Origin of the sequence: Nonomuraea sp. NPDC049158, assembly GCF_040648335.1 — a bacterium.
Classification (GTDB): domain Bacteria; phylum Actinomycetota; class Actinomycetes; order Streptosporangiales; family Streptosporangiaceae; genus Nonomuraea.
This window is the reverse complement of the sequence record NZ_JBEZDM010000014.1, coordinates 72,808-99,484: the sequence shown is the minus strand read 5'-3', so window position 1 is coordinate 99,484 and position 26,677 is coordinate 72,808. Positions and strand designations below refer to the sequence as shown.

Below are 26,677 nucleotides of genomic sequence, written 5' to 3'. Positions count from 1 at the left end.
AGGTAGGGTGATGATCTTCAACAAGATCGGAGCGTGCATGGACGCCCAGGCGAGCAAGCACACGATCGAAGTGCGGTCCGATGTCGTGATCAAGCAATACCGACGGTTGGACTATGGCCAGCCTGAGCGGGAATGGCGAGCATTGGAACTGCTCAACGAGTACTCCCCCGGACTTGCGCCGACGCCGGTGAACGCCGATCTGGAGGCCGACCCGCCAACCGTGGTGATGTCTCGACTTGGCGGCGCCATTGTGAAGGGACCGATCGAGGGGCAACTGGCGGACGCGCTGGCCGAGGCCGTCACGGGAGTCCAGCAGGCGATCCCCCAGCATGTGTTGGAGCGGGTTCCCGCTCGGGCCGGGCATCCAGTCGAACTGCTCGATCAAGTTCGGTCATGGTGGGCGGCGGCCGTGCCTGCCGATGCGGAACCCGCGGTCAGGGACGCGTTTCGCGAGGCTGGGAGCTGGGTGGAGCAGCCCATGTTGGAGGGGGTGTTGGCGCAGCCGGGCACTCCGGTGTTCGGCACCGGTGACGGGAACCTGGCCAACTATCTGTGGGACGGCACCAAAGTCGGCGTTGTGGACTTCGAGTTCTCCGGCCGCAGCGATCGCGCCTTCGAACTCGCCGAGGTCGTCGAGCACATTTCGGTGTGGCGCAACGACGCCGCCGGCATGACTGCGGTGCTGGAGAGGTTCGGGTTGACGGCTGACGAAGCCGCCAGGCTCACGGAGTGCCGCCGCGTTCTCGCACTGTATTGGCTGGTGCGGAGCCGGGGAGAAACCAAGACGGCCCAGGCGGAACGGGTGCTGGCGTTGCTGTAAAGGGCCAATTCCGCGTTCAGGTCGGCCCGCAACAACTTTCTTTGCACGGGTCCAGCCGGATCGACCGCCCGGTCACATTACGGCTGGTGACTGCCCGGCGGGCAGAGCGGACTGCACAACACGTCGACCCAGACGCCGGCGACCGGCGCGGTGATCTGTTCTACGGCGTCGGCCGGGATCGTGTCGTCCGTGGCATCGGCCCAGATCATGCGCATGGCGCAGGCCAGCGTGACGATCCGGGTGCCGCATTGCGCGCAGACACGCACGTCACCGGACATCTTCAGGGACAGCGGGCCACTCACGAAGATCCCCGCTCTCCGCAGACGAACCAGACGATCTTGCCCTCCGAGGCGGGATCGACACCCCATCGGTCCGCGTAGGCCGCGACGATCGCCAGCCCGCGGCCGTGCTCCTCATCGGGACCCGCCGGGAGCGGAGTCGGCCACCCAGGGCTGCGGTCGGCCACCTCGCCCCGAACGCTCCTCCCGCACCGGCGCAGCGAGAGCGTCATCGACGATTTCGCGTGTACGACCACGTTGGTCGCCACCTCCGAAACGACCATGGCCACGTCTTCGGCCAGAGCGGACAGGCTCCATCCGGCGAGTGCTTCACGTACGAGTTGCCGCGCCTTGCCTACCGCCACGGGGTCGGCGGGCAGGTGCCAGCGCACCTCGCATGAGTTCTCGTCGCCCCACACGGAGGCCGGGGGCACGAGGCTAGGATTTTTCATAGGTCAGGGGGCTCCGTATTCCTGATCCAGTCCTCGGGCGGGTGGTTGCGTCACCACGCCCGAGGACGCCGGGGTTGTCGCCGCTCACCGAATACGCGTCGAGCAGGTACGTGCGCATCGATCGGCGGCATGTGCAGTACGCGAAGACCTGATGCTCGCCATAGCCGCCCACGCGCCGGGCAAGCCGGTCTAGAAACGCCCCGACGTGACCATCGTGGCAACTTTCCGTCTCATCGCGCCCACTCTCTGTGACTGGAGCAGCTAGCCTCATGATGCCTTTGAATGCGCTCAACTAGCAATACCTAAATTCAGCAATGCCCATAGATGCGCTATGTACTGATTGCCGCGATATGCAAAGGAGACCCTGCACGTGGCATATAGCCCCACGGTCAGGCGAAGGCGCCTGTCCAACGCTCTACGCCAGTTCCGCGAGACCGCAGGGCTCGATTCCAAAGAGGCCGCCCGACGACTCGGATGGCAGCCCAGCAAGGTGACCAGGATCGAACGGGATGAGTGGCGGCGACCGACTGTTAACGACGTCATGGACCTGCTCGACGTCTATGGCGTGACGGATGAGGCCAGACGGAAGGCCATCATCGCCCTGGCACGAGAGAGCCGTCGACGCGGATGGTGGGAGGAGGAGTTCAAGGACATCCTGGGCGGAGCACTCGTTGGCTTGGAATGGGAGGCGTCAGAAATCCAGACCTTCGAGGCGATACTGATCCCCGGCCTGCTCCAAACCGCCGACTACGCCAAGGCAGTTTTCAAAGGCGGACGAGTGATGGAGAGGGACGACATCGAACGCCTCACCGAGGCGCGCCTGGCCCGTCAACGGATGTTGTATCGCGAAGACCCGCCGACTCTCTGGGCCATCATCGACGAGGCCGCACTACGCAAGCAGGTCGGTGGCATCGACGTGATGCGCGACCAACTCCACCACCTGAGCCGGATGGCCGAACACCGGAACATCGGCATCCAGGTGCTCCAAGACGCAGCTGGCGCGCACACCTCGATGACCGGCGGGTTCACCATCCTCGACTACCAAGCATCTGAGGATCCGAGCATCATCTATGTCGAGGTCGGCGCGGCCGGTGACCTCTTTCTGGAGAAGCCGGAGGACGTAGCCCACTATCGGAAAAGCTACGGCTACCTGCGCGCATCCGCACTGAGCGCGGACGCGTCGGCGACGTACATTGAAGATCTGGCAAAACACCTTAAGTAAGGGGCGGAAGTAATGAATCCCACCCACTCCGGTCTTATATGGCGCAAATCCTCCCGCAGCTCGGCAGAGGGGCAGAACTGTGTCGAGGTCGCGACGCTTTCCAACGGAGGCCGGGCCGTACGCGACTCCAAGAACCCCGGCGGCCCCATCTTGACGTTCACCCCGGACGAGTGGGACGCCTTCATCGGAGGCGCCAAGGACGGCGAGTTCGGCTGACGGCCGAGATGATCACTCCTGGTCTCAGAGTGAGTGAGACGCGTCTGCTCTGTGGAGTAGGAGACAAGCGGTCATGGCCGCGCCGCACGGTACCCGTACCCACCGATGATTTTTCCTGCCGCCGCTGGTCTCAACAGCCATGACCACCTTCGTTCTCATCCATGGTGGCGGCGGGAGCGCCTTCGACTGGCACCTGCTCGAAGCCGAGCTGCACGGTCGCGGGCACGAGACGGTCGCCGTGGACCTTCCCGTGTCCGATCCGCGGGCAGGGCTCGGGGACTACGCGGACGCCGTGGTCCGGGCGGTCGGCGAGCACCGGCGCCCGGTCGTGGTGGCCCACTCCTGGGGTGGCTTCGTGGGCCCGCTCGTCTGCACGCGCACCGAGGTAGCGGCGCTTGTGCTGGTGACCGCCATGATCCCGAGTCCGGGCGAGACGCCGGACGACTGGTGGGCGCGCAGCGGCCGGCCCTCATCCGACATCGACGACCGCTACGAGCTGTACCTGCATGACGTCCCGCACGAGCTGGCCCAGCGGGTGCTGGCCCACGACGGCGCGCTCGCCGAGAAGATGAGCATGGAGCGGGCCGTTCGCGAGCCCTGGCCGCTGGCCGCCTGGCCCGACGTTCCGACGAAGTACCTGCTCTGCCGCGACGACCGCCTCTTCCCTCCCGACTTCGTACGCCGCCACGTGAAGGAGCGGCTCGGCATCATCCCGGACGAGATGCCCGGCAGCCACATGGCGATGCTGTCCCGGCCGGGCGAGCTGGCCGATTACCTGGTCCAGGTTCAGCCGTGATGGGACCAGGACCGTCCGATACCGGACCGCTCAAAGATCCCGCCATACGCGAAGGCCGAGGACGAAGAGAGCGCCTCCATTCTCCGTTAACGATCTTGAGAGATGCCTGGACTCAGCGGCTGGGCGGGCGTCGCGAAACTTCAGAGGAGTCTGGCCGGTGATGGCCGCGTCACCCCTACTCGCCAGAGGCACGGCGGTTACTCCGCGTAGGGCTGGTCCTTTCCCTGGGCGCTGTAGGCGAGACTCCAGATGTAGCCGTCCGGGTCGGCGAAGGAGCCGCCGTACCCGCCCCACGGCAGGGCGCCGGCGGGCTTGAGGATTGTGGCGCCGGCCTTCTCGGCCTCCGCGATGATCTCGTCCACTCGCGCCTCGCTACGGACGACATAGGTGAGGACCAGCCCGCTGAAGCCGTTGCCTTCCGAACTCGTGCCCACCTGGCCGGCCAGGCCTTCGCGGCCGTAGAAGCCGACGGGCGAGGCGCCGTCCGATTCGAAGAACACCGAGATGCCGTAGTCGTCCTTGATCTTCCAGCCAAGCCCCTCGGTATAGAACTGCTTGGCCCGGTCCATGTCCCGGACGCCGAGGAGGATCGAGCTAACGTGCGCTTTCATACCTTGTCTCCTTATGTGCTTCGGGTGTACGTGTTCCCCGAACATCCGAGGCGGGCCCGGATGTCACATCGGCGCGGGTTCGCCGGTCAATTGGTATGACAGGCCCGGACGGAGGAACGTGACGGATGACTGAGCATGAATGGGTGAGCGAGCGGTTCGCCGAGCACCAGGACCGCTTGCGAGCGGTGGCCTACCGGATGCTCGGCTCACCCAGCGAGGCCGAGGACGCGGTACAGGAGGCGTGGCTGCGGGTCAGCCGCGCCGACACCGGGCAGGTGGAGAATCCGGCCGGGTGGCTGACCACGGTCGTCGCCCGGGTCTGCCTGAACATGCTCGACGCGCGCCGCAGCCGGCGTGAGGACCCGGCCGGGGCGCTGCCGCCCGAGCCGGACGCGAGCATCCACCCCACCCGCCAGGCCGGCCCCGAGGACGAGGCGCTGCTGGCCGATTCGGTCGGGGTCGCGCTGATCGTGGTGCTGGACACGCTGACTCCCGCCGAGCGGCTCGCGTTCGTCTTGCACGACGTCTTCGCCGTGTCGTTCGGCGAGATCGGCGCCATCATCGACCGCTCCCCGGTGGCGGCCCGGCAGCTCGCCAGCCGGGCCCGGCGCCGGGTACAAGGAGCGGCCGGGGCCTCCGACGCCGCGCGATCGGCGAAGCGGGAGATCGTCGAGGCCTTCCTCGCCGCCTCCCGGAGCGGGGATTTCGCCGCCCTGCTCGAACTGCTCGACCCGGACGCCGTGGTCGGCGAGGTTCGCGGCGACCACGCGGTGGCGGCCTTCTTCTCCGGACGGGCTCAGGCGGCCCGGCTCGCTCTGGTCGACGGTGTACCGGCGGCCGTCTGGTCGCACCTCGGTCGGCCGAAGGCCGTCTTCACGTTCACCATCGACGACGAGAAGATCACCCGCATCGATATCGACACCGACTCCGACCGGCTCCGCGACCTCGACATCGTCATTCTTACCGCCGGCGACAAGGAGCGGCGTTGACCCGTACGGATCTCAGGATCTCCTCTTGCACGCTCGCCGTCCACGACCTCGACGAGGCGCTCGGCTTCTACCGTGACGTACTCGGCTTCGAGGTACGCGACGACGACGGATCCGAGGGGATGCGGTGGGTGAGCGTCGGCCCGCCGTCTCAGCCGGACGCGCAGACCGCCTTGAACCCCGGCCGCTGAGGAGCATCGCTTCTTGTCTCTTCAGAGGAAAACGCGAGCGATGTCAAGCCACTTCTGCGCGTCCTCTCCGACCGCCGTGAGGTCGGTCTCGGCTCGGGACCTGCGGTGGGTGACTCGAAGGCAGAAGTCGAGGGCACTGCCCTGAACGCGTTGACTGGCATCTTCCGGGCCCCATACCCAGGTTTCGCCGTCGGGACCGGTCAGCTCGACACGGAACGGCTCTTCCAGCGCAGGCAACTGGGCGGCATAGAACGACAGCTCTCGTCCTACCACCCCCAATGAGGCCACGTGCCGGAGCCGACCCGTCGGACGGTGCGAGACACCCAGTGTGTCGAAAATGTCCTGCCCATGAGCCCACGTTTCCATCAGGCGAAGCGGCACCATGAGGGCTGCGGTCAGCTGCGAGCCGTACCACGGGAACCCCTGGTCCAGCGGAATGTCACGCAGCGCCGCCGCCACCTCGGCTCGACCGGCGCGCCATTGTTCCAGCAGTTCTGATCGCGGTTGGGCCGCTCCCGCGGCGGCGTCAAGATCAGCATGCTGGCTGCCTGCGGCCTCGGCCTGCTTCAGCACAACGTCGAACGCGTCCGGCGTGCGAATGGCGATGAGAACGTTCGCATCGGCTGAAGCCAAATGAGCGATCTGGTGAGCGATCGTCCACCCCGCTGCCGGCGTGGGCTTGGACCAGTCGGCCTGCGCCGATACCAGGGCGTCGAGCTCATCTCCTTCAGCCACCAAGTCGGGCAGCGCAAGATCGCGCTCTACAGCGGACAGGTCAAGGCCGTAGTCCAACATCGGTGTCACCTTCACGCATTGACGGCAAGGGGCTTGTCCCGTTTGGACGGGTGAAGTTGATCTGGCGTGATCAGGTTATCTGAGGTTGATCTCGGCCACCGAGCCCGGCCCAGTCCGCGCAACCCCGCCCCAAGCAGGGCCGATGAGGTCGAGCATCACGATGGGATCGGCATTGATCTCATGACCGGAACAAATAGCCCACAACATCTCCGAGGTTTCCCGCGTCCGACTGACTATGACCTCACTTACCGAGCGCACGAGCCACCCAAGAGCCCGCCGATACGCAGCCTGGATCAGTGCCGCCTCCCTGGCGGTCGCCCTCGGCGGAGGTACCGCCAACGCGGCCACCGTGGACAGTGCGGCGGCACAGGCCACCGCCACCAGCGCGGCGAATGCCACCGGCCGGCTGGACCGGGTCGACTGGGCGTCCGTAGTGGAGCCGGCGCTGAACTGCCCCAAACCGAAGCCGCGCCCCGCTTGGTACGTCGTGCGTGCCCGCGTAGCAGCCGTCGGCGACCTCACTCGTGACGGCAGGCGCGAGACCGTCGTCGTGTCGTCGTGCCCGACCTCGACGTCGAGCAATCCCTTGATCGCTTTTGTCTACGACGGAGCCTCCAAGCCCTCGGCTCCGCACTTGCTCGGGAAACTCGGCAAGAACCGCTACTTCAAGTCCCTGAAGGTCGCCATCCGGGGCGGGCGTGTACACCTGCAGGGCAAGGCGCTCAGCGACCAGGCCCCCCGATGCTGTCCAGACCTGATCGTCAGCCAGACCTACAGGTGGGACGGCACGCAGTTCCGCAAGACGGCGGACAAGGCGACCCGCATCACGTGACCACTCGACCAGCCGGCCGTCATCCTCACGGCCGGGGTACGACCCCGCTGCTGAGGGCGTCGAACAGGCGTTCCAGACGGGCCCGGTGGTCGTCGGCGGTGGTGTCGGCCGGTTCTCCGGCGATCAGCCGCCGGGCGGTCTCCACCAGCACGGCGGTGTAGCCGGCGATGAAGAAGGCGGCGAGCAGCGGGGCGTCGCCGTCGAAGGCCGGGTCGTGTTCGAGCTCGTCGGCGAGGGTCTGCTGGAGGTCGGCGGCGATCTCTCTGGCGCGGGCGACCAGCGCGGGCGAGGCCGCGACGGTACGGAAGAAGGGGACGGACCCGTCCTTGAGGCCGGACAGGGCGTGCCGCTCCTCCAGGAGACGGAACGCCGCATCGCGCAGGGACTGGAGCACCGCGGCGTCCGGGGCGCGGTCGCGTACCGCTGAGCGCAGGAGCCCGACGGCGTCGACCTGGCGGTCCAGGAGGAGGTCCTCCTTGCGCGGGAAGTGCTTGAAGACCGTCACGGCTGAGACCCCGGCCTCCCGCGCGACCTCGGTGACCGTGACCGTGTCGAATCCGCGTTCGAGGAACAGCCGGGTCGCGACCTCTGAGATCTTCGCCCGCGTCTGCGGCCCGCCTCGCGCTCCGGTCCTGGGCATCCGGCTCCACTTCCTTGTGTCACTTAACTTAGTCAGATAACCTAGTGGCGTGTCCATCGAACAGACAACCGTCATTGTCGCCGGAGCAGGCCCCAGCCGATCGCGCCACCCCGACCGGGGAGGAGACCGGCCGCCCACACAAGCGCCCGGATCGCCCCACGGGCGTAGGTCTCCATGAGTGAGGTGGCGGCGGGCCGGCCCGGTCTTGCTCCCCGGTCGCTGCGGGAGGCGTGGGTCGCGTTGGCGGGGCTGTCGGCGGTGTTCCTCTTCGAGATGCTGGACAACTCGATCCTGAACGTCGCGCTGCCCGTGATCGGACGCGAACTGCACGCCTCGACGACCGCGTTGCAGTGGGTGACGGGCGCCTATGCGGTGGTGTTCGGCGGGCTGATGCTGGCGTTCGGCGCGATCGCCGATCGGTTCGGCCGGCGGCGGATCATGCTGATCGGGCTGGTCCTGCTCGGCGGGGCGAGCCTGGCGACCGCCGTGGTCACCAGCGCCGAGCAGCTGATCGCCGTACGGGCGACGATGGGGGTCGCCGCGGCGATGACGACCCCTGGATCGATGGCGCTGGCGTTCCGGCTGTTCGACGAGGACGGCCCGCGCGTGCGCGCGCTGACCCTCATCTCGACCGTCGGTCTGGTCGGTCTCGCGGTCGGCCCGACGGCGGGCGGCCTGGTGCTGGCGATCGCGCCCTGGCAGGTCCTGCTGCTGGTGAACGCGCCGATCGCCGTACTCGCGTTCCTCGGCGTATGGTCCGGCATCGCCGCCGACGACCCGGCCGGCCTCCACCGCGACCCCCTAGACGTTCCCGGGATGCTGCTGGGTACGGCGACGATCGTGCTCGCGCTCCTCGCGCCGACGCTGTTCGTGAACGAGGGCGCCGGATCCTGGGCTCCCTGGGCGGTCACCGCCGCGGCCGTCGGGACGGCGATCTGCTTCGTCCTGCGCGAGCGCCTGGCTCGCCATCCGCTGCTCGACCTGAAGCTCCTCGCCCTCCCCCTGGTCTCCAGCGGCCTGGCCTACAAGGCCGCCACCGGCCTGGCCACCGCCGGACTCGGTTACCTGGTGACGCTGCAACTGCAGCTCGACTGGGGCTGGACGCCCGCACTGGCCGCCATCGGGATGCTGCCGCAGGTCGTCGTCCTCATCGCCGGCAGCGCGTTCGTGAACCCGTTCGTGGAGCGCGTCGGCCTGGACCGGGCCGCATGGATCAGCTCCGTGGCGGTCGTGTCCGGCCTGGCCGTCTACGGCCTGCTCGGCCGGCTCGGCTACCTGTGGGTCGCGATCGCGCTCGTCCTCGTGGCGGCCGGAATGCGCGTGGTCGGCGTCGTCGCCGGGTTCAACGTGGTCCGCGGCCTGCCCGAGAACCGGACCACCATCGGCACCGCGCTCGTCGACACCGCCACCGAGGTCACCTCCGGCACCGGCATAGCCGTCACCGGCACCATCCTCGCCACCCTGTTCACCGGCGACATCGCCACCTCTCGCTGGAGCCCGCGGCAGACCGGCGAGTTCCACCAGGCCGTCACCATCGCGGGCCTCACCCTCACCATCGTCGCGGCGGCCCTCGTCGGCTGGGGGATCGCCCGCGCCCGGCACGCTGCCGGCGACCAGGCGGCCACTCCCACTGCCGGCACCGTCCCCCAGGACGCTTGACACCCCCGCACCATCATCACCGGCCACGACCTGGCCACAAGGCACTTCGGAGAGCTGAAGGAGCACGCATGACGATCACCCTCCGACCCGGGAGCACCGTGGTGTTCACTGGCGATTCGATCACCGACTGCGGGCGGCTGGAGAGCGAAGACGGCCTCGGGTTCGGCTACCCGCTGCGCATCGCGGGCGAGTGGGGCCTCCGGCATCCGGATCGCCCCGTGACCTGGCTGAACGCCGGGATCGGCGGCAACAAGGTGATGGACCTCGAAGCCCGCTGGCAGGCGGACGTGCTCGACGCGCACCCGGACGTGGTGTCGATCCTCATCGGGGTCAACGACATGGGCTGGCACACGCTGGACCCGGAGGGGTACGTGATCCCTGTGGAGGAGTTCGCAGCGGGTTATGACCGCCTGCTCGCGCCCCTCGCCAAGGCGGGCACGGAGCTGATCCTCATCGAGCCGTTCCTCCTGCCGATCCACGGCGTCGTCGAGGCCGGTGTCGCGCGCGCACTCATCGGAGTGGAAAAGCGAAAGGAATGGCGCGCCGATCTGGACCCGAAGATCCAAGCTGTGCGGGAACTCGCCGACAAGTACGGCGCCCAGCTGATTCCCGCCGACAGCATGTTCGCCGAACTCGCCGCGACGACCGGGCCGGAATACTGGGCCGAGGACGGCGTGCACCCGACACCGGCCGGTCACGCCGCCCTCGCGGCGGCCTGGCTGCGCCTGGTCTCGTGATCGCCCTCGGCACCAGCGATCGTAAGGAGCCCATCGAGTTCGGCATACGACTGCTGGATTTCAGCCCCTTGATCGCCTGCCCGTCCTGCTCGACGATGGCGGAGACGGATCTTAAAGGGTGTAAGACGAGTCGGCCTATAGGCCGGGTTCTGTCCTTCGTCGGAACGAAGGGGCGACCATCCATCTAGGGCCGTCGTTGCCGGCGGCCTCAAGCGGTCTACCCGCGCGGCTCGGGCGGGCAGCCCTCGAACGTCGCGCGCGGGACGCTCCGGAGAGCGTCCCTTCTTGACCTTGCTCCGGGTGGGGTTTACCTAGCCGCCCACGTCGCCGTGGGCGCTGGTGGTCTCTTACACCACCGTTTCACCCTTACCTCCAGAAAGATCTGGAGGCGGTTTGCTTTCTGTGGCACTGTCCCGCGGATCGCCCCGGGTCGGCGTTACCGACCACCCTGCCCTGTGGAGCCCGGACCTTCCTCGGCGGGCCCGTGAAGGGCCCGACGCGGCCGCCCGGCCGACTCGTCTAGCTGGAAGTTTATCAAACCTCTGTAGATCTTCAGTCGGTCGACCGGGGATGTCAGCGTAGGTGAGAGGTGTCGTTGAAGGACTTCACCACGGACTGGCCGTCGGCGTAGTGCTCGATCAGCGACAGGCATGCCAGGTCCAGGTGCATGCGGTACAGCGCCGCCGGAGGCGCCATCAGCGCGAACCGCAGCAGCGTCTTGATGGGCGTCACGTGCGACACGATGAGCACCGTCCGGCCCTCGTACCGCTCGACCAGGCGCTCCTCCGCTCGCTTGACGCGCTCCGCCACGGCCTCGAAGCTCTCGCCGTCCGGGGGCGCGGTGGTCGGGTCGGCGAGCCAGGCGGCCAGTTCGGCGGGCCAGCCGCGCTGGACCTCCGTGAACGTGTGGCCCTCCCAGACGCCGAAATCGGCCTCCCTGAGGTCGTCGTCCACTTCTACGGCGACGCCCGTGCGCTGGGCGACCGCCTCCGCGGTCTGCCGGGCGCGCTTGAGGGGGGAACTGACGATCACGTCCACGTGGTACGGCTCGCGGGACAGTCGCTCGGCGGCGGCCGATGCCTGGGCCAGGCCCTTGGTGGTCAGTTCGGCGTCGCCCAGGCCGGAGAAGCGGCGGTCGACGGACAGTGGGGTCTCGCCGTGGCGCAGCAGGAGCAGGGACGTCGCCACTCGGGTCGGTGGGGCCCAGCCGGTGCCGCGGTTGCGCTGCTGGGTGGTGGCCAGGGAGGCGGTAGGGGCCGACGCCGCCACGTCCAGGAGATCCGTCTGCTGGGTGGAGGCGGATGAGGAGCGGGATCGGGCCGAGGTTCCGGAGTCGGCCGGAGTAGAGGCGGGCGGTGAGTCCGTCAGGGCCGCGCCGCCCGCCTTCCAGGTCAGGCCCTTGGCCGCGGCGTCCATCGCCTCGTTGGCCAGGCGGTCCGCGTGCCGGTTCTGGTCGCGCGGGATCCAGGTCCACTCCGTCACCCGCAGCCGTCTGGCCAGCTTGCCGGCCTCCAGGGCGAGTGGGCGCAGGCCCTCGTTCTTGATCTTCCATCGGCCGGCCATCTGCTCGATGACCAGTTTGGAGTCCATGCGTACCGCGACCTGGGCGCCCTCGCCCCCCACCGCGAGCACCGACGTCAGCCCGGCGATCAGCCCCCGGTATTCGGCCACGTTGTTGGTCGTGACGCCGATCGCCTCGGCCGCCTCCGCCAGCACCTGGCGGTCGGTGGCGTCCATGACCACGGCGCCGTAGCCGGCGGGCCCGGGGTTGCCGCGCGAGCCGCCGTCCGCCTCGATGATGTAGGAGCTCATATGCCTGACTCTGGAGTACGTACGAGGATGCGGCGGCACTCCTCGCAACGCAGCACCTCGTCGTGCGGCGCGGCCTTGATGCGGTTCATCTCGGCGATCGACAGGGCCACCTTGCAGCCCTGGCACCGGCCGCCCCTGAGCATGGCGGCGCCCACGCCGTACTGGTCCTTGAGCTTGGTGTAGAGCGCGAGCAGGTCGGCGGGGATCTCGCCGGCGACGGCGGCGCGGCTGGTCTGGGCCTCGCCCGCCTCCTTGTCGAGGTCGACGAGCAGGGCGTCGCGGCGGTCCTCGGCGGCGGCCCGCGTGGCGGCGATCTCGTCGCGCTGCGCGATCAGGTCGAGGACCTTGCTGTCGGCGGCCTCGCGGCGTTCCATGATCTCCAGCACGACCTCTTCGAGGTCGCCCTGGCGCTTGTGCAGGGAGGCGATCTCGGACTGGAGGCTCGCCAGGTCCTTGGGCGAGCTGACGGCGCCGGAGTCGAGCCGCTTCTGGTCGCGGTCGGCGCGGCTGCGGACGGCGTCGACGTCGTTCTCGGCCTTGGACTGCTCGCGGGCCAGGTCGCCGGCCTCGGTCTCGGCGCCGATCACGTCGGTGGCGAGCTTGGCGTAGCGCTTCGACTGCTCGTCGATCTCCGCCAGCTCCGGCATCGTACGGCGGCGGTGCGCCAACCGGTCGACCACGGAGTCAACGTCAGCCAGGTCGAGCAGTCGTTTCTGGGCCTCGGGGGCTGCTTTCATGATCAATATCCTCTTGTCCAAGCATCGGTGACCGTGGCGGAGACACGCGTCTCAACGGTAACGCCACTCGAACCCAGGATGGACGCGGCGCTGTCGAGCCATGGCCACTCGGTGGCCCAGTGCCCGGCGTCGATCAGCGCGGGGCCGCCCTCCTCGACGAATTCGCTGGTCGGGTGGTGTCTCAGGTCCGCGGTGAGGAACACGTCCACTCCCGCGGCGCGGACCGTATTGAGGAGCGAGTCACCCGCGCCCCCGCTGACGGCCACGCGCGTGACGCGGCGGGACAGCTCGCCCGCGACGCGGATGCCCTGCGCGGTCTCCGGCAGCCCCGCGACCGCCCGCTCGGCGAACTCCGCCAGCGTCATCTCCGACTGCAGATCGCCGATGCGGCCCAGCCCGCGCCAGGGATCGTCGGGGAACGGCCGCAACGGGACCAGATCACCGGTCAGGCCGACGGCGCGGGCCAGGGCGTCGGAGACGCCGGGGTTCGCCACGTCGGCGTTGGTGTGGGCGGTGTAGAGGGCGATGTCGTTCTTTATCAGGTTGTGGAGCAAGCGGCCCTTGGGCGTGGTCGCGGCGACGCTCGTGGTGCCGCGCAAGTAGAGGGGATGGTGGGTGACGATCAGGTCGGCGCCCCACTCGACGGCCTCGGCGGCGACGGCCGCGACCGGGTCGACCGCGAACAGCACCCGCCGCACCTCCTGCGCCGGGTCTCCGCAGACCAGCCCCACCGCGTCCCAGGATTCGGCTCGGGCGGGCGGGTAGGCCGCCTCGAGCTCCTTGATCACATCCGCCAGCGTCACTCCAGCCACCAGCGCAGACTACCGGCCGCCCGGCCCCGGTACGTGATCGGCGAGGGGTGTCGTCCGAGCGGCGCTCGGCGTACGGTAAGTGGATCCTGACATGTGGAGGATGCCATGGCGCCCAGGGTCGCGATCATCGGAGCGGGGTTCGGCGGGTTGTGCATGGCGATCCAGCTCGAACGGGCCGGGATCGGCTCCTACACGGTCTTCGAGAAGGCCGGCGGCCTGGGCGGCACCTGGCGCGACAACAGCTATCCGGGCGCGGGCTGCGACATCCCGTCGCACCTTTACTCCTACTCTTTCGAGAAATATGCGAGCTGGAGCCGCCGCTACCCAGAACAGCCCGAAATCCTGGCCTATCTAGAGCATTGCGCCGATAAATACGACGTCAGGCGAAAAATTCGGTTCGGCAGCGAGGTCGAAGCCGCCGCCTTCGACGGCTCCCACTGGCAGGTCAGTACGGCCGGCGCGACCGAGACCTTCGACGTCGTCGTCATGAGCGTCGGCCAGCTCAACCGCCCCCAGCTCCCCGACATACCCGGAATATCTGACTTCGAGGGCACGTCCTTCCACTCCGCCCGCTGGAACCACGATCACGATCTCACCGGCAGGCGGGTCTCGGTGATCGGCAACGGCTCGTCGGCCGCCCAGCTCATCCCACACGTCGCCGCCCAGGCCGAGCACCTGACGGTGTTCCAGCGCACCCCCAACTGGGTGATCCCCAAGCCCGACGCCACCTTCGGCCCCCTGACCAGGCTCGCGTTCCACTTCGTCCCCGGCCTCCAGCGCGCCTACCGCGAGTGGACCTACCGGTACGCCGAAGGAGCCCTCTACCCCGCCCTGGCCCAGGGCTGGAGCGTCGGGCTGCTCAAGAAGCGGGCGCTCGACCACCTCCGCGCCCAGGTCCCCGACCCGGCGCTACGCGCCAAGCTCACCCCCGGCTATCCGCCGGGCTGCAAGCGGGTCGTCATCGACAGCTCCTTCTATCCCGCCCTGACCAGGCCGAACGTGGACGTGGCGACGGAGCGGATCGTACGGATCACGCCGAAGGGCATCGAGACCACCGATCGGCCGTACGAGGTGGACACGATCGTGTACGCCACCGGGTTCAGGAGCACCGAGTTCCTCGCGCCGATGGAGGTCTCGGGGCGGGGCGGCCAGTCGCTGCGGGAGCGGTGGAAGGGCGGGGCGGAGGCGTACCTGGGCATCGCGGTGCCGGACTTCCCGAACCTGTTCCTGCTGTACGGGCCGAACACGAACCTGGGCCACAACTCGATCATCTTCATGATCGAATGCCAGGTGAACCACATCCTGTCCTGCCTGCCGTACCTCTCGGAGCGGGGGCCGATCGAAGTGCGGCCCGAGGCGATGGCGGCGTGGAGCAGGCAGCTCGACGCGGCGATGGCGCGGATGGTGTGGGGCAACGGCTGCCAGAGCTGGTACAAGACGGCCGAAGGCCGCGTCACCAACAACTGGCCCGGCCCCACGACGCTCTACCGCCGCTTGACGGCCCGGTCGCCGCGCACCGCCTATCGCCCGGCCACTCCCGGAATGGCTGGTCTGACCAGCGGCGGGTAAGTAACCGCAATGACGAGTGCGGAAGCGGCCGCCGCCCGCGAGGCGGCCGAGAAGACCGGTGTGACGATCCGCGAGCTGCGCGAGATCCACGACTTCCAGGAGGTCTACCGGCTGTACGACGACATCTGGCACCCCGACCCGCGCAACGCGCCCGTCCCGGTGGAGCTGATGATCGGCTTCGCCCACACGGGCGGTTACGTGGCCGGCGCGTACGAGGGCGAGCGGCTGGTCGGGGCCTCGGTGGGCTTCCTCGCGGCGGACCGGACGCTGCACTCGCACGTGACCGGGGCGGTGATCGGGCGCGGCATCGGCTACGCGCTCAAGCTGCACCAGCGGGCCTGGTGCCTGGAGCGCGGGCTGGAGAAGGTCACCTGGACCTTCGACCCGCTCGTACGCAGGAACGCCCGATTCAACCTGACCAAGCTGGGCGCCCGGCCGGAGCGGTACCTGGAGGACTTCTACGGCGTCATGGCCGACGCGATCAACGAGGGCGACGCGTCCGACCGGCTGCTCGCCGTCTGGCGGCTGACGGAGTCGCCGCCGGAGCCGTCCGCCGGGCCGTACACGCGGGGGGTGGAAGTGGACGGGACGCGGCCGGTGATCGGCCTGGCCGACGGGCCGGTGGTGCTGGTAGCGACGCCGTACGACATCGAGACGCTGCGCCGCGAGGACCCGGAGGCGGCCCGGGCGTGGCGGCTGGCGGTGCGGGAGGTGCTCGGCGGGCTGATGGGGTCCGGCGAGCGCGTCACCGGGTTCACCGACGACGGGGAATATGTGGTGGAAATGGGCTGACTGGCTATTCCACTCAGCTTTCGGATCTCTGTAATGTGGCGCCTACGCACGTCGAACAAGGAGATCCGCATGGCGGAATTCACCCCGACTGTTCCTGCGCGAGTCCTACCCCCCGTCGCCGTCCGAGACCTGCCGGACCCTCCCCGATCGAGCTGGCGCATCATCGGTCCCGGCCTGGTCGGCGCGGGGGTCGGGCTGGCGTCCGGCGAGTTCATCCTCTGGCCGTACATCGCCTCTCAGGTCGGCCTGGTCTTCATCTGGGGCGCCGCGATCGGCATCATCACCCAGTGGTTCCTCAACATGGAGATCGAGCGCTACACGCTGGCCACCGGCGAGACCGCGCTGACCGGTTTCAGCAGGATGTGGAGGCACTGGAGCCTCGTCTTCGTCGTGATGACGCTCTGCTCGAACCTGTGGCCCGGCTGGGTGACCACCTCGGCCACGATGATGACCTATCTGACGGGCACGGGCGCCGGCAGCGTGCGCTGGATCGCGATCGGCATGCTGCTGGTGATCGCGCTCGGGCTGACGATGGCGCCGGTCATCTACACCATGCTGGAACGGGTGATCTTCGTGAAGATCGCCCTGGTGGCGACGCTCGCGCTGGTCGCGATCCTGTTCGCCATCAACGCCGACAGCTGGATCGAGCTGGGCAAGGGCCTGAGCGTCGGGGCGGAGTTCCCGGTGCCGCCGCTGGAGTTCGCGGTGCTGATGGGCGCGATCGCCTACGCGGGCGCGGGCGGCGGCCAGAACCTGTGCCAGAGCAACTGGATCCGTGACAAGGGCTTCGGCATGGGCCTGTACGTGCCGCGCCTGGTCAGCCCGGTCACCGGCCAGGAGGAGGCGGCCGCATCGACGGGCTTCCAGTTCGCGCCGACCAAGGAGAACCTGGCCCGGTGGCAGCAGTGGTGGCGTTTCGCGAACGTCGAGCAGGCGGCCACGTTCGCGCTGGTGTCGTTCCTGACGATCGCGCTGATGTCGATGCTCGCCTACTCCACGGTGTTCGGTAAGCCGGGGCTGGCCAACGGCATCGGGTTTTTGCAGGTCGAGGGCGAGGCGCTGAAGGCGTCGGTCGGGCCGTGGTTCGGCGTGCTGTTCTGGGTGATCGGGGCGCTGTCGCTGTTCGCCTCGGCCATGGGCATCGTCGACTACACCTCCCGCCTGGCATCCGACGCGCTGAAGACCATTTACCTGCGGGACAAGGCCATTTCCGAGAACCGCGTGTACTTCTTCATCGTGTGGGCGATGGCGCTGCTCGGCGTCGTGATCCTGCTGCTCGGGTTCGACCAGCCGCTGATCCTGCTGGTGTTCTCGGCCAGTTTCGCGGCGGTGATGATGTTCGTGTACTCGATCCTGCTGATCGTGCTGAACCGCCGGTCGCTGCCGGAAGCCCTCAAGGTCAGGTCGTACCGGCTGGGCGCGCTCGTCTGGTCGATCGCCTTCTTCGGAACGCTCACCGTGCTGACGGTGATCCAGCAGGCGAACAAGCTGTTCGGCTGAATCCCCCATCGCGGAAGCAGGCTTTCCGCGATGGCGGGCAGACTGGCAGGCATGCTCGACACCTCGGCCCGCCTGCTCAAGCTGCTGTCCCTGCTCCAGGCGCACAAGGACTGGTCGGGCCCCGAGCTGTCCACCCGGCTCGGGGTCTCCACCAGGACGATCCGCAACGACGTCGAGCGGCTGCGCAGTCTCGGCTACCCCGTGCACGCCACACCGGGTGTCGCGGGCGGCTACCGGCTCGGCGCCGGGGCCGCGCTGCCGCCGCTGCTGCTCGACGACGAGGAGGCCGTCGCGGTGGCCGTCGGTCTCGGCCGCGCGGCGGGCGGCGGCGTCCAGGGCATCGAGGAGACCTCGGTACGCGCCCTGGCCAAGCTGGAGCAGGTGCTGCCGTCGCGGCTGCGGCGCCGGGTCAACACCCTGAACACCTACACGGTGCAGATCCCCGGCGAGGCCCCGTCGGTGGCGCCCGAGGTGCTGACCACGATCGCCAACGCCGCCCGCGACCACGAACGGCTCCGCTTCGACTACACCGGCCACGACGGCTCCTCGGCCATGCGCGACGCCGAGCCGCACCGGCTCGTGCACCGGCGCGGCCGGTGGTACCTGGTCGGCTACGACGTCGAGCGGCGGGACTGGCGGACGTTCCGGGTGGACCGCCTCCTGCTGCGGACACCGGCCACGGGACCCCGGTTCACGCCCCGTGAGCTACCCGGCGACGGTGACGTGGCCGCGTGGGTGGAGAAGGGCGTGACCACCGCGATGTGGCGCTATCACGCGACGGTGCTGCTGCACAGCCCGGCCGAGGTGATGCGCCGGTCGCCGCTGAAGCTGGACATCGAGCCGGTCGACGAGGCCACCTGCCTGGTCAGGCTGAGCGGCGACGACCTGCCGGGGATGGCCGTGTGGATCGGGTTCATCGGGGTGGACTTCGAGGTGCTCGACCCGCCGGAGCTGGCCGAGCACGTACTGCGCCTGGCCGACCGCTACCGCCGCGCCGTACGCGACCCTCGCTGAGGCGCGGCCCTGACCGAGGCACGCGGCCCGCACAGGGGGACGGTCAGTGGGCGGTAGGAGAACGGTCAGCGCCCGGCGGCAGCCTGGCGGTCATGAAGAACATGACGCAGATCGCGGGCGGCCGGAACGACTTCCAGCTCGTCCGCCACCTGACCCTCCACGGCAGCCAGGTCGAGATCGGCCGGGCGCTCACCGAGGAGGCCCTCAGGCTCGGCTGGGCCCCGACGCCCGCCGACCCCGCCGTCAACCGGGCCCGCCGGACCTGGTTCGAGCGGCACTGGCCCCAGCACCACGCCCGCATGGACGGCGCCGCCGCGGCGCTCGGGCTCGACCCCGACCAGGACGAGCTGGCCCTCGACGGGCTGGGTTACATCCCCGCGGGCTCGGGCTGCTCGGCGCTGTGGTGCCCGCCGTCCGCCGGCACCGACGGCCACGGCAGGGTGGGCCGCAACTATGACTTCTTCACCACGACCACCAGCGAGATCATGGGCCAGGCCGCGCGGCCCGGCGAGCTGCCGATGTCGTCCAGGCCGTACGTGATCACCACGGTGCCCGACACCGGCCTGGCCTCCACCGTCATCACGATGTCCGAACTCGACGGCTGCATGGACGGCGTCAACGAGGCCGGTCTGGTCGTCATGCTGCTCATCGCCGACTTCTCCACCGCCGAGCCGCCGCAGAGCGTCTCGCCGCAGGTCGGGGTGGGCAGCGCGCAGCTGCCCCGGTTCCTCGTCGACACCTGCGAGAACGTGGAGCAGGCCAAGCAGGCGCTCCTCGGCGCCAAGCAGTACGACCACGGCGTGCCGCTGCACTACCTCGTCGCCGACGCGCAGGGCCGGGCGTTCGTGTGGGAGCGCGGCGCTGACGGCGCGGAGCACATCATCGAGTTCGGCGACGCGCCGCTCTGCGTCACCAACCACCTCCTGCACCGCAACCCCGACCCGATGAACCTGCCCGAGGACACCGAGTCCAGCTTCCAGACGTACGGGCGGCTGCGTTCGCTGTACGAGCGGAGCAAGGGCGCGCTGATGTCGCCCGATGACCTGCGCGCGAGCCTGCTGGCCGTGCGGCCGGACCCGGCGCTGCCGTTCCGCACGGTCTGGAGCACGGTCTTCGACCCGGCCGACCGCACCCTGTCGACCCGGTTCTACCTGGGCGACGAGAAGGGGTACACCGACGAGCTGGTCTTCACCGCGAGTCGAGGTACTCCTGCCTGACCTTGGACCGCGACAGCTTCCCCGTCGGCGTACGGGGCAGCGCGTCCCGGTAGTGGATCACCTTCGGGTGCTTGAACCGGGCGATGCGCGGCTCGCAGTGCCGCAGCAGCTCGGCGGTGAGCTCGGGGTCGCCCGTGACGCCCGCCACCGGCTGGACGAGGGCGACCACGCTGTGCCCCCACTCCTCGTCGGGCACCCCGATGACGGCCACGTCCGCCACGAGGGGGTGCTCCAGCAGCGCGGCCTCGATCTCGGCCGGGTAGATGTTGACCCCGCCGGAGACGATCAGGTCGGTGCGCCGGTCGCACAGGAACAGGAAGCCGTCCTTGTCGAGGTAGCCGATGTCGCCGGGGGTGTACCACTCGCCGCGCATGCTGGCGGCCGTCTTCGCCGGGTCCTTGCGGTATTCGAAGGTCCCCAGGCTGGACTTGACGTAGATCATGCCGGGCTCGCCGGGCGGCAGCTCCTCGCCGGCCTCGTCGAGGATCCTGACCTCGAACGTGGGCGCCGGCTTGCCCACGGTGCCGGGCCGGGCCAGCCAGTCGTGCGGCTTGACCGAGAAGGCGATCGTCGACTCGGTCGAGCCGTAGTACTCGTAGAGCACCGGCCCCCACCAGTCCATGATCCCCTGCTTGACCGCCACCGGGCAGGCCGCGCCGGTGTGGATGACCTGCCGCAGGCTGGACACGTCGTAGCGCGCCTTGACCTCCTCCGGCAGCCGCAGCATCCGGTGGAACATGGTCGGGACCATCATCGCGTTCGTCACCTGGTGGCGCTCGACCAGCTCCAGGATGTTCTCCGGCTCGAAGCGCGGCGTGATCACCACGGTGTGGCCGAGATGCAGCGCGAACTGCGTGTGCGCGCACGGCGCCGAGTGGTACATCGGCGAGGTGACCAGGTGCACGGCCTCGCCGGGCACCAGGTCCACGATCTCGCCGAGGAACCAGGCATAGAGCGGGACGACCGCCTCGGGCTCGGCTCCGGACAGCGGCCGCTGCACGCCCTTGGGGAAGCCGGTGGTGCCGGAGGTGTACCACATGACGGCCCCGCCGGCCCGCCCGCCGGGCGCGTCTCCGGGCTGGCCCTCGGCCAGTCCGGCCGTGCCGATCTCACTTCCGGGTACGTGGCCGTCGGCGGTGACCACGATCTTCGCGTCGCAGTCCTGCAGGATGTAGGCCACCTCCGCCTCGGTGAGATGCCAGTTGATCGGCACGTAGTAGAGGCTGATCTGCCCGGTCGCCATGATCAGGATCACCGCGTCGAGGCCGTTCGGCAGCACGCCGGCCACCACGTCCCGCTCGCCGAGCCCGCGGGCGCGCAGGCCGTGCGACACCTGGTTGACCCGGGTGAGCAGCTCGCCGTACGTGGTCCGGGACCCGTCCACGTCGATGACCGCGAGCCGGTCCGGGTCGGCGGCGGCGATGGCGTAGAAGCCGGGCAGTCCGCTGATGTCCATCACAGCTCCAGCAGCTCGGCGAGGCGGGTCCGGTGGATTCGGGGCGGGCCGAGCAGCACTTCGTCGGCCTTGGCCCGTTTGTAGAACAGGTGCGCGTCGTGCTCCCAGGTGTAGCCGATGCCGCCGTACAGCAGCAGGTGGTCGCGGGCCACCTCGAAGCAGGCCCGCCCCACGTACGCCTGGGCGAGCGCGGCGGCGGCGGGCAGCTCCTCCGGCGACTCGTCGGCGGCCCAGGCGGCGAAGCGGACGATCGACTCGGCCTGCTCCAGCTTGCAGTGCATGTCGGCGAGCTTGTGCTTGACCCCCTGGTAGGAGCCGATGTAGCGGCCGAAGGCGACCCTGATCTTGGCGTAGGCGACGATGGCGGCCAGCGCGGCGCGCAGCACGCCGAGCTGCTCGGCCGCCAGCGCCACGGCGAGCAGGTCGTCGACGCCGGCCGGCAGCGGGCCGAGCTCACGGCGGGGCACGCCGTCCAGCACCACGCGGGCCTGGCCGCGGGTCAGGTCGAGCGTCTCCAGGGCGGTCCTGGTGACGCCGGGCGCGGTGAGGTCGACGGCCGTCAGGACCTCGCCGTCGCGCAGCAGGAGGACATCGGCCTCCATCCCGTTGAGCACCCGGTCGAGCGGGCCGGTGGCGAGCGTGGCGGTGATCCGGCCTTCGGCGATGGCGGTCAGCAGCTCCTTGTCCGGCACCCGGGTCAGCGCGATCGTGGCGAACGCCGTGGCCAGGAAGGGCCCGGGCAGCAGCGCGGCGCCCGTCTCCGCCAGCGCCACCGCCAGCTCCGCGAAGCCCGCGCCCGCCCCGCCGTACTCCTCCGGGACGATCAGCCCGGACAGGCCGAGCTCGCCGTTGAGCCGCGCGTACACCTCCCGGTCGTAGCCCTCGCGGACCTTGGTCAGCGGCGAGGCCGCGGCCAGGAACGAGCGGACGGCGGCGCGGAGCTCCTGCTGCTCCTGGCTGAGTACGAGCTTCACCCCTGCGTCCCCACCTTCAGGTCCTTGAACGGCACGGTCTTGTCCACCCGGGGCTCGGGCGGCAGGTTGAGCACGCGGTCGCCGATGATGTTGCGCATGATCTCGTTGGTGCCGCCGCCCAGCGACATGCCGGGGGCCATGGAGATCGCCTGCGCCAGGGGGTGGCCGCCGACGACCGCCTCGGGCCCGACCAGCCGGGTCGCGAGGTCGGCCTGGAACAGGTACAGCTCGGCCAGCAGCAGCTTGGCGGCGCTGCCTCGGGCACCGGGGAAGATCCCCGCCTTGGTCTCCTGGGACAGGCGCTGGTTGAACAGGGCGAGCGCCCGCGAGCGGATGTGCAGCTCGACGAGCTCGTCCCTGACCAGCGGGTCGGTCGTGTCGACCACCTGGCGCAGCGCCGCCAGCGAGGTGGGATCGTCCTTGCCCTGGCCCATGCCGACGCCCGCCGAGATCGACAGCCGCTCGTGCAGAAGCGTCGTGACCGCGACGCTCCAGCCGTCGTTGACCTCGCCGACGCGGTGCGCGTCGGGGATGGGGACGTCGTCGAAGAAGATCTCGTTGAAGTTGGCCCGGCCGGTCATGTCCTTGAGCGGCCTGATCGTGACGCCCGGATGGCGCATGTCGACCACGAACATGGTCAGGCCCTTGTGCTTGGGCACCTCGACGTCGGTGCGGGCCAGCAGCAGCCCCCAGTCGGCGTGGTGGGCGACCGAGGTCCAGACCTTCTGGCCGTTGACGATCCAGTCGTCGCCGTCGCGTACGGCCCTGGTCTGCAGGCTGGCCACGTCGCTGCCCGCGCCCGGCTCCGAGAAGAGCTGGCACCAGACCTCCTCGCCGCGCAGCAGCGGCCGGATGAAGCGTTCGCGCTGCTCGTCGGTGCCCCGGTCGACCAGCGTCGGGCCCGTCATGCCCAGGCCGATCGAGAAGACGTAGGTGGGCAGCGTGAAATCGCGGGCCGCGGCGGCGAACGCGCGCTCCTCCGCCTGCGTCAGCCCCTGACCGCCCCAGCGGGCCGGCCAGGTGATGCCGGAGTATCCGGCGTCGTAGAGCCGGGCCATGAAGTCCTTGGCCCTGGCGACCGGGTCGGCCTCCGGGGAGTCGCCGGCCGGAGCGTTTTCGAGGAGCCAGGCCCTGGCGGCATGCCGATACTCATCAAGGTTCACATCGTCTCCCTGACATCAGTGCTCACTTACTCTAACGAGCCGAATGCGGCACGCATAGAGCGCCGTTCGGTTGGCGTTTTATCCGGATTTGTCGCCGAATCTCCGTTAATTAGGATGGTGACGACTAGGTGTGATCGGCTGATTGCCGGGGGGAAAGGCGTGATCACACGGTTCGGGCGGTCCGTGCGTGCGCGGTTGACGCTGTTCGCGAGCGTCGCCATGGCGCTGCTGTGCGTTGTGGTCAGCGCGTTCGCGCTGCACGCGGTGCACACCACGGCGGTGGGGCGGCGCACCAACGAGGTGCTCACCGCCGCCCTGCGCGTGGTGCACCTGGTCAAGCGGCACGAGCTGCCCCCGGTCATCAGCGGTGAGGTGGACGGGATCCAGGTCGTCGACTCGGCCGGGCGGGTGGTGTCCACGACCGGGAACCTGACCGGCCGTCCGCGTATGAGCCAGTGGACACCCGACGCCGACAACGCCAACCGCACCCGGGTCGTGTGCGACCTGCCCGACTTTCCCGGCCGGTGCGAGATCCTGACCGTCCTGCGCGTCTACGAGCGGGGCGGCGACTGGCTGATCTACGCGGCCGGGGCCATGGTGCCGCGGTACGTCCATCCGGCCATGCTGGGGTTCCTGGGCGGCGACTCGCTCGCGCTGGTGGCGCTGACCTGGTTCGGCGTGTCCCGGGTGGTGGGCAGGACGCTCCGGCCGGTCGACCGGCTGGAGCGCGCGGCCGAGCGGCAGCGCAGGTTCGTCGCCGACGTCTCGCACGACCTGCGCAGCCCGATCACCGCCATGCGCGCGGAGGTCGAAGAGGCCATGCTCTACCCCGGCGACGCCGACTGGCAGCGGACCGGGGTGGCGCTGCTGGGCAGCCTGGACCGCCTCCAGGCCATCGTCGGCGACCTGCTGACGCTGGCCCAGCTCGACGCGGGCGCCCCCGCCGTCCGCGAGCCCGTCGACCTGGCCGAGCTCGTCGGCGCCGAGACGGCCGGGCGGCGGTCCAAGCCGGTGATCACCACACTGGAGCCGGGCGTGACCGTCATGGGTGACCCGGTCCGGCTGGCCCGCCTGCTCACCAACCTGCTGGACAACGCGGAGCGTCATGCCGAGTCCCAGGTCGCGGTGACCGTACGGGACCACGATGGGGCGGCCGTGGTCGAGGTCGTGGACGACGGCGCCGGCATCGCGCCGGACCAGCGGGAGGTGGTCTTCCAGCGCTTCACCCGGCTCAGCGCCGCGCGCGAGCGCGACGCCTGCGGCACCGGGCTGGGGCTGGCCATCGCCCGCGAGATCGCGCAGGCTCACGGGGGCACCCTGACCCTGGAGGACTCCGACCGCGGCGCCCGTTTCGTGGTGCGGCTCCCTCGGCTCCCCATCGTGGAAGGCTGAGCGGTGTTCTCCAAATGGTCGGTGCGGCGCCGGATGGCGGTGGCCGCCCTGCTGTCGACGTTGGTCGGCTACTTCGTCATCGCGGTGCTCATCACACCGCTCGCGCACAGCGTTCTCACCGGGTACCAGATCGAGCACGCGGCCAGCGCGGCGCGCCGGGTCGCGGCCGGCGTCCAGCGGTCCGCGCCGGATCGGATGCGGCCGGTGACGGCCACCGAGGACGTCGACCTCCTCCAGGTGATCGACGACCACGGCGCGGTACGGCAGGCCAGCCCGAGACTGCTCGGCTATCCGCCGCTCATCAGGGACACCTCCACGGGCGACGACAACCGCCTGGACGCCACGGTCTGCACCAACCGGGTGCCGGGCGTGACGTGCCTGATCGTCGTGGGGTACCGGGTGCCGGTCGGGTCGGCGTTCTGGACGGTCTACGCCTACATCCCGGCCGTCCCCTGGTACATCAGCCCGCTCTATGTGGTGGGCGTGCTGCTCGCCGTGCTGCTGCTCTCCGCGATCTCGGCGTACGTGGCCAGGACGACGGTGGTGAGGGCACTGCGGCCCGTCACGGACATCAAGACCGAGCTGGCCGAGATCACCGCCACGGACCTGGGCCGCCGGGTGCCGCCCTTGCCGCACCGCGACGAGCTCGACGACCTCGCCCGGACCGTGAACCAGACCCTGGACCGGCTGGAGCACGCGGTCCAGCAGGAGCGCAGGTTCGCCGCCGACGCCTCGCACGACCTGCGTACCCCGCTCACCGCGATGCGCGCCCAGATCGAGGAGGCCATGCTCCATCCTGACGAGGCCGACTGGCCGCGCACCGCCGTGGCCCTGCTGTCGAGCCTCGACCGGCTGCAGGCCATCGTCACCGACCTGCTGACGCTGGCCAAGCTCGACGCGGGCGCGCCCGGCCTCGGCGCCGACGTGAACCTGGCCGAGCTGGTCAAGGAGGAGCTGGCCCGCCGGCCACCCGGCAAACGCGTGGAGCTGAAGCTGCGTCCGGCGGTGGTGGTGACCGGTGACCCGCTGCGCCTGACCCGCCTGCTGGCGAACCTGCTCGACAACGCCGAGCGGCACGCCGAGTCCACGATCACCGTGGCCGTCGACGAGCGGGACGACTGGGGTGTACTGGAGGTTCTGGACGACGGCGCGGGGATCGCGCCGGACCAGCGTGAGAACGTCTTCCGCCGGTTCACCCGGCTGGACGCCTCACGCAACCGCGACGCGGGGGGCACAGGGCTCGGGCTGCCCATCGCCCGCGAGATCGCCACGGCGCACGGTGGTACTCTCACGGTCGAAGATTCCGACATCGGTGCCCGGTTTGTCCTACAAATCCCCCGGACTAGTAGTTAAAGTGGCCCGCTGTGACACGGGGTTTCAGCCGATTACGGCGCGAAGATTTACTGAAGACAGCCTGCGAAGTGATCGCCGAGCAGGGGTTCGGGCACACCAGGACGATCGACATAGCCAGAGCCGCCGGCGTGAGCCAGGCGCTGCTGTTCTACCACTTCGAGACCAAGGACGAGCTGTTCGCGCAGGCGTTCGCCTATGCCGCCAGAATGCATCTCGACACCCTGGACGCGATCGAGCGCTCGCCGGGCACGCCGCCCGAGCGACTGCGCGCGCTGTTGCGCCGCTCCTCCCCCGCGGGCTCCTCCGATGGCTGGCGGCTGTGGATCGACGCCTGGTCGGAGTCCATGCGCAACAAGGAGCTGGAGCAGACCGCGCGACGGCTCGACTTGCGGGGCAGGACCCTGCTGCGCGGGATCATCGAGGCCGGCGTGGCGTCGGGCGACTTCGTCTGCCCCGATCCCGAGGAGTCCACCTGGCGGATCTTCGCGCTGCTCGACGGGCTGGCCATCCAGATCCACGTGCACCCCAAGGTCGTGTCGCGCCGCTGGGCCACGCGGCTGCTGCGTGCGACGGCCGCCGCCGAGGTCGGCCTGAACCCGGACGACTTGTGATCGGCGTCACTCTTCCCCTCTTATTGGATGCTTCGTACAA

General features: G+C 69.5%; 28 protein-coding genes and 1 other RNA gene. 17 read left to right on the top strand and 12 right to left on the bottom strand.

Going from position 1 to position 26,677, the window contains the following annotated elements; translation table 11 throughout:
- Positions 1 to 10: 10 nt before the first annotated feature.
- Positions 11 to 820, top strand: coding sequence for an aminoglycoside phosphotransferase family protein (locus AB0B61_RS28840; RefSeq protein ID WP_358438079.1), 810 nt, complete (start codon positions 11 to 13; stop codon positions 818 to 820).
- A 77-nt stretch (positions 821 to 897) separates the two neighbouring features.
- On the opposite strand, the gene AB0B61_RS28835 is transcribed toward AB0B61_RS28840, so the two are convergent.
- Complete coding sequence (locus AB0B61_RS28835) at positions 898 to 1,122, bottom strand: hypothetical protein (protein ID WP_358438076.1); 225 nt, start codon at positions 1,120 to 1,122, stop codon at positions 898 to 900.
- Positions 1,119 to 1,532, bottom strand: coding sequence for an ATP-binding protein (locus tag AB0B61_RS28830; protein ID WP_358438073.1), 414 nt, complete (start codon positions 1,530 to 1,532; stop codon positions 1,119 to 1,121). Before AB0B61_RS28830 ends, AB0B61_RS28835 begins: the two co-directional genes overlap by 4 nt.
- A gap of 388 nt (positions 1,533 to 1,920) precedes the next feature.
- On the opposite strand from AB0B61_RS28830, the gene AB0B61_RS28825 reads away from it, so the two are divergent.
- From AB0B61_RS28825 to AB0B61_RS28815, 3 genes are all read left to right on the top strand, one after another.
- Positions 1,921 to 2,772, top strand: a complete 852-nt coding sequence (locus tag AB0B61_RS28825) for a helix-turn-helix transcriptional regulator (protein ID WP_358438070.1) — start codon at positions 1,921 to 1,923, stop codon at positions 2,770 to 2,772.
- Positions 2,773 to 2,784: 12 nt separating this feature from the next.
- On the top strand, positions 2,785 to 2,988 hold the full coding sequence (locus AB0B61_RS28820) for a DUF397 domain-containing protein (RefSeq protein ID WP_358438067.1): 204 nt from the start codon (positions 2,785 to 2,787) through the stop codon (positions 2,986 to 2,988).
- Positions 2,989 to 3,127: 139 nt separating this feature from the next.
- A complete protein-coding gene (locus AB0B61_RS28815; RefSeq protein ID WP_358438064.1) occupies positions 3,128 to 3,784 on the top strand; it encodes an alpha/beta hydrolase in 657 nt (218 codons plus the stop codon).
- Positions 3,785 to 3,981: 197 nt separating this feature from the next.
- Here the strand turns inward: AB0B61_RS28815 and AB0B61_RS28810 are convergent, their stop codons facing one another.
- The gene (locus AB0B61_RS28810; protein WP_358438061.1) at positions 3,982 to 4,395 is read right to left on the bottom strand and encodes a VOC family protein; all 414 of its coding nucleotides are present in this window, start codon (positions 4,393 to 4,395) and stop codon (positions 3,982 to 3,984) included.
- A 125-nt stretch (positions 4,396 to 4,520) separates the two neighbouring features.
- Between AB0B61_RS28810 and AB0B61_RS28805 the strand changes: the two genes are divergently transcribed.
- Positions 4,521 to 5,384, top strand: coding sequence for a sigma-70 family RNA polymerase sigma factor (locus AB0B61_RS28805; RefSeq protein WP_358438058.1), 864 nt, complete (start codon positions 4,521 to 4,523; stop codon positions 5,382 to 5,384).
- Positions 5,381 to 5,572: a VOC family protein gene (locus AB0B61_RS28800; protein ID WP_358438055.1), complete on the top strand. Its 192-nt coding sequence runs from the start codon at positions 5,381 to 5,383 to the stop codon at positions 5,570 to 5,572. Before AB0B61_RS28805 ends, AB0B61_RS28800 begins: the two co-directional genes overlap by 4 nt.
- Positions 5,573 to 5,593: 21 nt before the next feature.
- On the opposite strand, the gene AB0B61_RS28795 is transcribed toward AB0B61_RS28800, so the two are convergent.
- Positions 5,594 to 6,367: a TIGR03084 family metal-binding protein gene (locus tag AB0B61_RS28795; RefSeq protein ID WP_358438053.1), complete on the bottom strand. Its 774-nt coding sequence runs from the start codon at positions 6,365 to 6,367 to the stop codon at positions 5,594 to 5,596.
- Positions 6,368 to 6,602: 235 nt separating this feature from the next.
- On the opposite strand from AB0B61_RS28795, the gene AB0B61_RS28790 reads away from it, so the two are divergent.
- Positions 6,603 to 7,199 carry a hypothetical protein gene (locus AB0B61_RS28790; RefSeq protein WP_358438050.1) on the top strand — a complete coding sequence of 199 codons (597 nt, stop codon included), beginning with the start codon at positions 6,603 to 6,605 and terminating at the stop codon, positions 7,197 to 7,199.
- 25 nt (positions 7,200 to 7,224) lie between these two features.
- On the opposite strand, the gene AB0B61_RS28785 is transcribed toward AB0B61_RS28790, so the two are convergent.
- On the bottom strand, positions 7,225 to 7,839 hold the full coding sequence (locus AB0B61_RS28785) for a TetR/AcrR family transcriptional regulator (protein ID WP_358438048.1): 615 nt from the start codon (positions 7,837 to 7,839) through the stop codon (positions 7,225 to 7,227).
- Positions 7,840 to 8,013: 174 nt separating this feature from the next.
- Between AB0B61_RS28785 and AB0B61_RS28780 the strand changes: the two genes are divergently transcribed.
- Positions 8,014 to 9,498 carry an MFS transporter gene (locus AB0B61_RS28780; protein ID WP_358438045.1) on the top strand — a complete coding sequence of 495 codons (1,485 nt, stop codon included), beginning with the start codon at positions 8,014 to 8,016 and terminating at the stop codon, positions 9,496 to 9,498.
- A 68-nt stretch (positions 9,499 to 9,566) separates the two neighbouring features.
- Positions 9,567 to 10,235, top strand: coding sequence for an SGNH/GDSL hydrolase family protein (locus AB0B61_RS28775; protein WP_358438043.1), 669 nt, complete (start codon positions 9,567 to 9,569; stop codon positions 10,233 to 10,235).
- Between the two features lie 122 nt (positions 10,236 to 10,357).
- On the opposite strand, the gene rnpB is transcribed toward AB0B61_RS28775, so the two are convergent.
- The 4 genes from rnpB to AB0B61_RS28755 all read right to left on the bottom strand — a co-directional run bounded on the left by rnpB (position 10,358) and on the right by AB0B61_RS28755 (position 13,587).
- Positions 10,358 to 10,753: RNase P RNA component class A (gene rnpB / locus AB0B61_RS28770), an RNA gene on the bottom strand.
- Positions 10,754 to 10,808: 55 nt separating this feature from the next.
- Positions 10,809 to 12,047: a bifunctional RNase H/acid phosphatase gene (locus tag AB0B61_RS28765; RefSeq protein ID WP_358438040.1), complete on the bottom strand. Its 1,239-nt coding sequence runs from the start codon at positions 12,045 to 12,047 to the stop codon at positions 10,809 to 10,811.
- Entirely contained in the window at positions 12,044 to 12,784 is a 741-nt protein-coding gene (locus tag AB0B61_RS28760) for a C4-type zinc ribbon domain-containing protein (RefSeq protein ID WP_358438037.1), read from the bottom strand. Before AB0B61_RS28760 ends, AB0B61_RS28765 begins: the two co-directional genes overlap by 4 nt.
- Before the next feature lie 2 nt (positions 12,785 to 12,786).
- Positions 12,787 to 13,587 (bottom strand): Nif3-like dinuclear metal center hexameric protein, encoded by an 801-nt coding sequence (locus tag AB0B61_RS28755; protein WP_358438474.1) that lies wholly within the window; start codon positions 13,585 to 13,587, stop codon positions 12,787 to 12,789.
- A 114-nt stretch (positions 13,588 to 13,701) separates the two neighbouring features.
- Here AB0B61_RS28755 and AB0B61_RS28750 point away from each other — a divergent pair, with 114 nt between their 5' ends.
- The 5 genes from AB0B61_RS28750 (at position 13,702) to AB0B61_RS28730 (ending at position 19,688) form a co-directional block, all read left to right on the top strand.
- On the top strand, positions 13,702 to 15,165 hold the full coding sequence (locus tag AB0B61_RS28750; RefSeq protein WP_358438035.1) for an NAD(P)/FAD-dependent oxidoreductase: 1,464 nt from the start codon (positions 13,702 to 13,704) through the stop codon (positions 15,163 to 15,165).
- Positions 15,166 to 15,174: 9 nt separating this feature from the next.
- Positions 15,175 to 15,957 (top strand): GNAT family N-acetyltransferase, encoded by a 783-nt coding sequence (locus tag AB0B61_RS28745; RefSeq protein ID WP_358438032.1) that lies wholly within the window; start codon positions 15,175 to 15,177, stop codon positions 15,955 to 15,957.
- A gap of 69 nt (positions 15,958 to 16,026) precedes the next feature.
- Entirely contained in the window at positions 16,027 to 17,457 is a 1,431-nt protein-coding gene (locus AB0B61_RS28740; RefSeq protein WP_358438029.1) for an Nramp family divalent metal transporter, read from the top strand.
- 51 nt (positions 17,458 to 17,508) lie between these two features.
- Positions 17,509 to 18,471, top strand: coding sequence for a YafY family protein (locus AB0B61_RS28735; protein WP_358438471.1), 963 nt, complete (start codon positions 17,509 to 17,511; stop codon positions 18,469 to 18,471).
- Positions 18,472 to 18,563: 92 nt separating this feature from the next.
- Positions 18,564 to 19,688, top strand: coding sequence for a C45 family peptidase (locus AB0B61_RS28730; protein ID WP_358438026.1), 1,125 nt, complete (start codon positions 18,564 to 18,566; stop codon positions 19,686 to 19,688).
- Here the strand turns inward: AB0B61_RS28730 and AB0B61_RS28725 are convergent.
- Genes AB0B61_RS28725 through AB0B61_RS28715 form a run of 3 tightly spaced genes read right to left on the bottom strand, consistent with a single transcriptional unit; the run spans position 19,660 to position 23,281 of the window.
- Positions 19,660 to 21,144 (bottom strand): AMP-binding protein, encoded by a 1,485-nt coding sequence (locus AB0B61_RS28725; RefSeq protein WP_358438023.1) that lies wholly within the window; start codon positions 21,142 to 21,144, stop codon positions 19,660 to 19,662. The two genes, AB0B61_RS28730 and AB0B61_RS28725, sit on opposite strands and share 29 nt — an antisense overlap.
- Positions 21,144 to 22,118, bottom strand: coding sequence for an acyl-CoA dehydrogenase family protein (locus AB0B61_RS28720; protein ID WP_358438020.1), 975 nt, complete (start codon positions 22,116 to 22,118; stop codon positions 21,144 to 21,146). Before AB0B61_RS28720 ends, AB0B61_RS28725 begins: the two co-directional genes overlap by 1 nt.
- The gene (locus AB0B61_RS28715; RefSeq protein ID WP_358438017.1) at positions 22,115 to 23,281 is read right to left on the bottom strand and encodes an acyl-CoA dehydrogenase family protein; all 1,167 of its coding nucleotides are present in this window, start codon (positions 23,279 to 23,281) and stop codon (positions 22,115 to 22,117) included. The genes AB0B61_RS28720 and AB0B61_RS28715 overlap by 4 nt, the downstream gene beginning before the upstream one ends.
- 159 nt (positions 23,282 to 23,440) lie before the next feature.
- On the opposite strand from AB0B61_RS28715, the gene AB0B61_RS28710 reads away from it, so the two are divergent.
- The 3 genes from AB0B61_RS28710 to AB0B61_RS28700 are packed head-to-tail and all read left to right on the top strand — an operon-like array spanning position 23,441 to position 26,637.
- Positions 23,441 to 24,673, top strand: a complete 1,233-nt coding sequence (locus AB0B61_RS28710) for a HAMP domain-containing sensor histidine kinase (protein ID WP_358438015.1) — start codon at positions 23,441 to 23,443, stop codon at positions 24,671 to 24,673.
- 3 nt (positions 24,674 to 24,676) lie between these two features.
- Positions 24,677 to 26,026 carry a HAMP domain-containing sensor histidine kinase gene (locus AB0B61_RS28705; RefSeq protein WP_358438009.1) on the top strand — a complete coding sequence of 450 codons (1,350 nt, stop codon included), beginning with the start codon at positions 24,677 to 24,679 and terminating at the stop codon, positions 26,024 to 26,026.
- 11 nt (positions 26,027 to 26,037) lie between these two features.
- Complete coding sequence (locus AB0B61_RS28700; RefSeq protein ID WP_358438006.1) at positions 26,038 to 26,637, top strand: TetR/AcrR family transcriptional regulator; 600 nt, start codon at positions 26,038 to 26,040, stop codon at positions 26,635 to 26,637.
- Positions 26,638 to 26,677 lie beyond the last annotated feature (40 nt).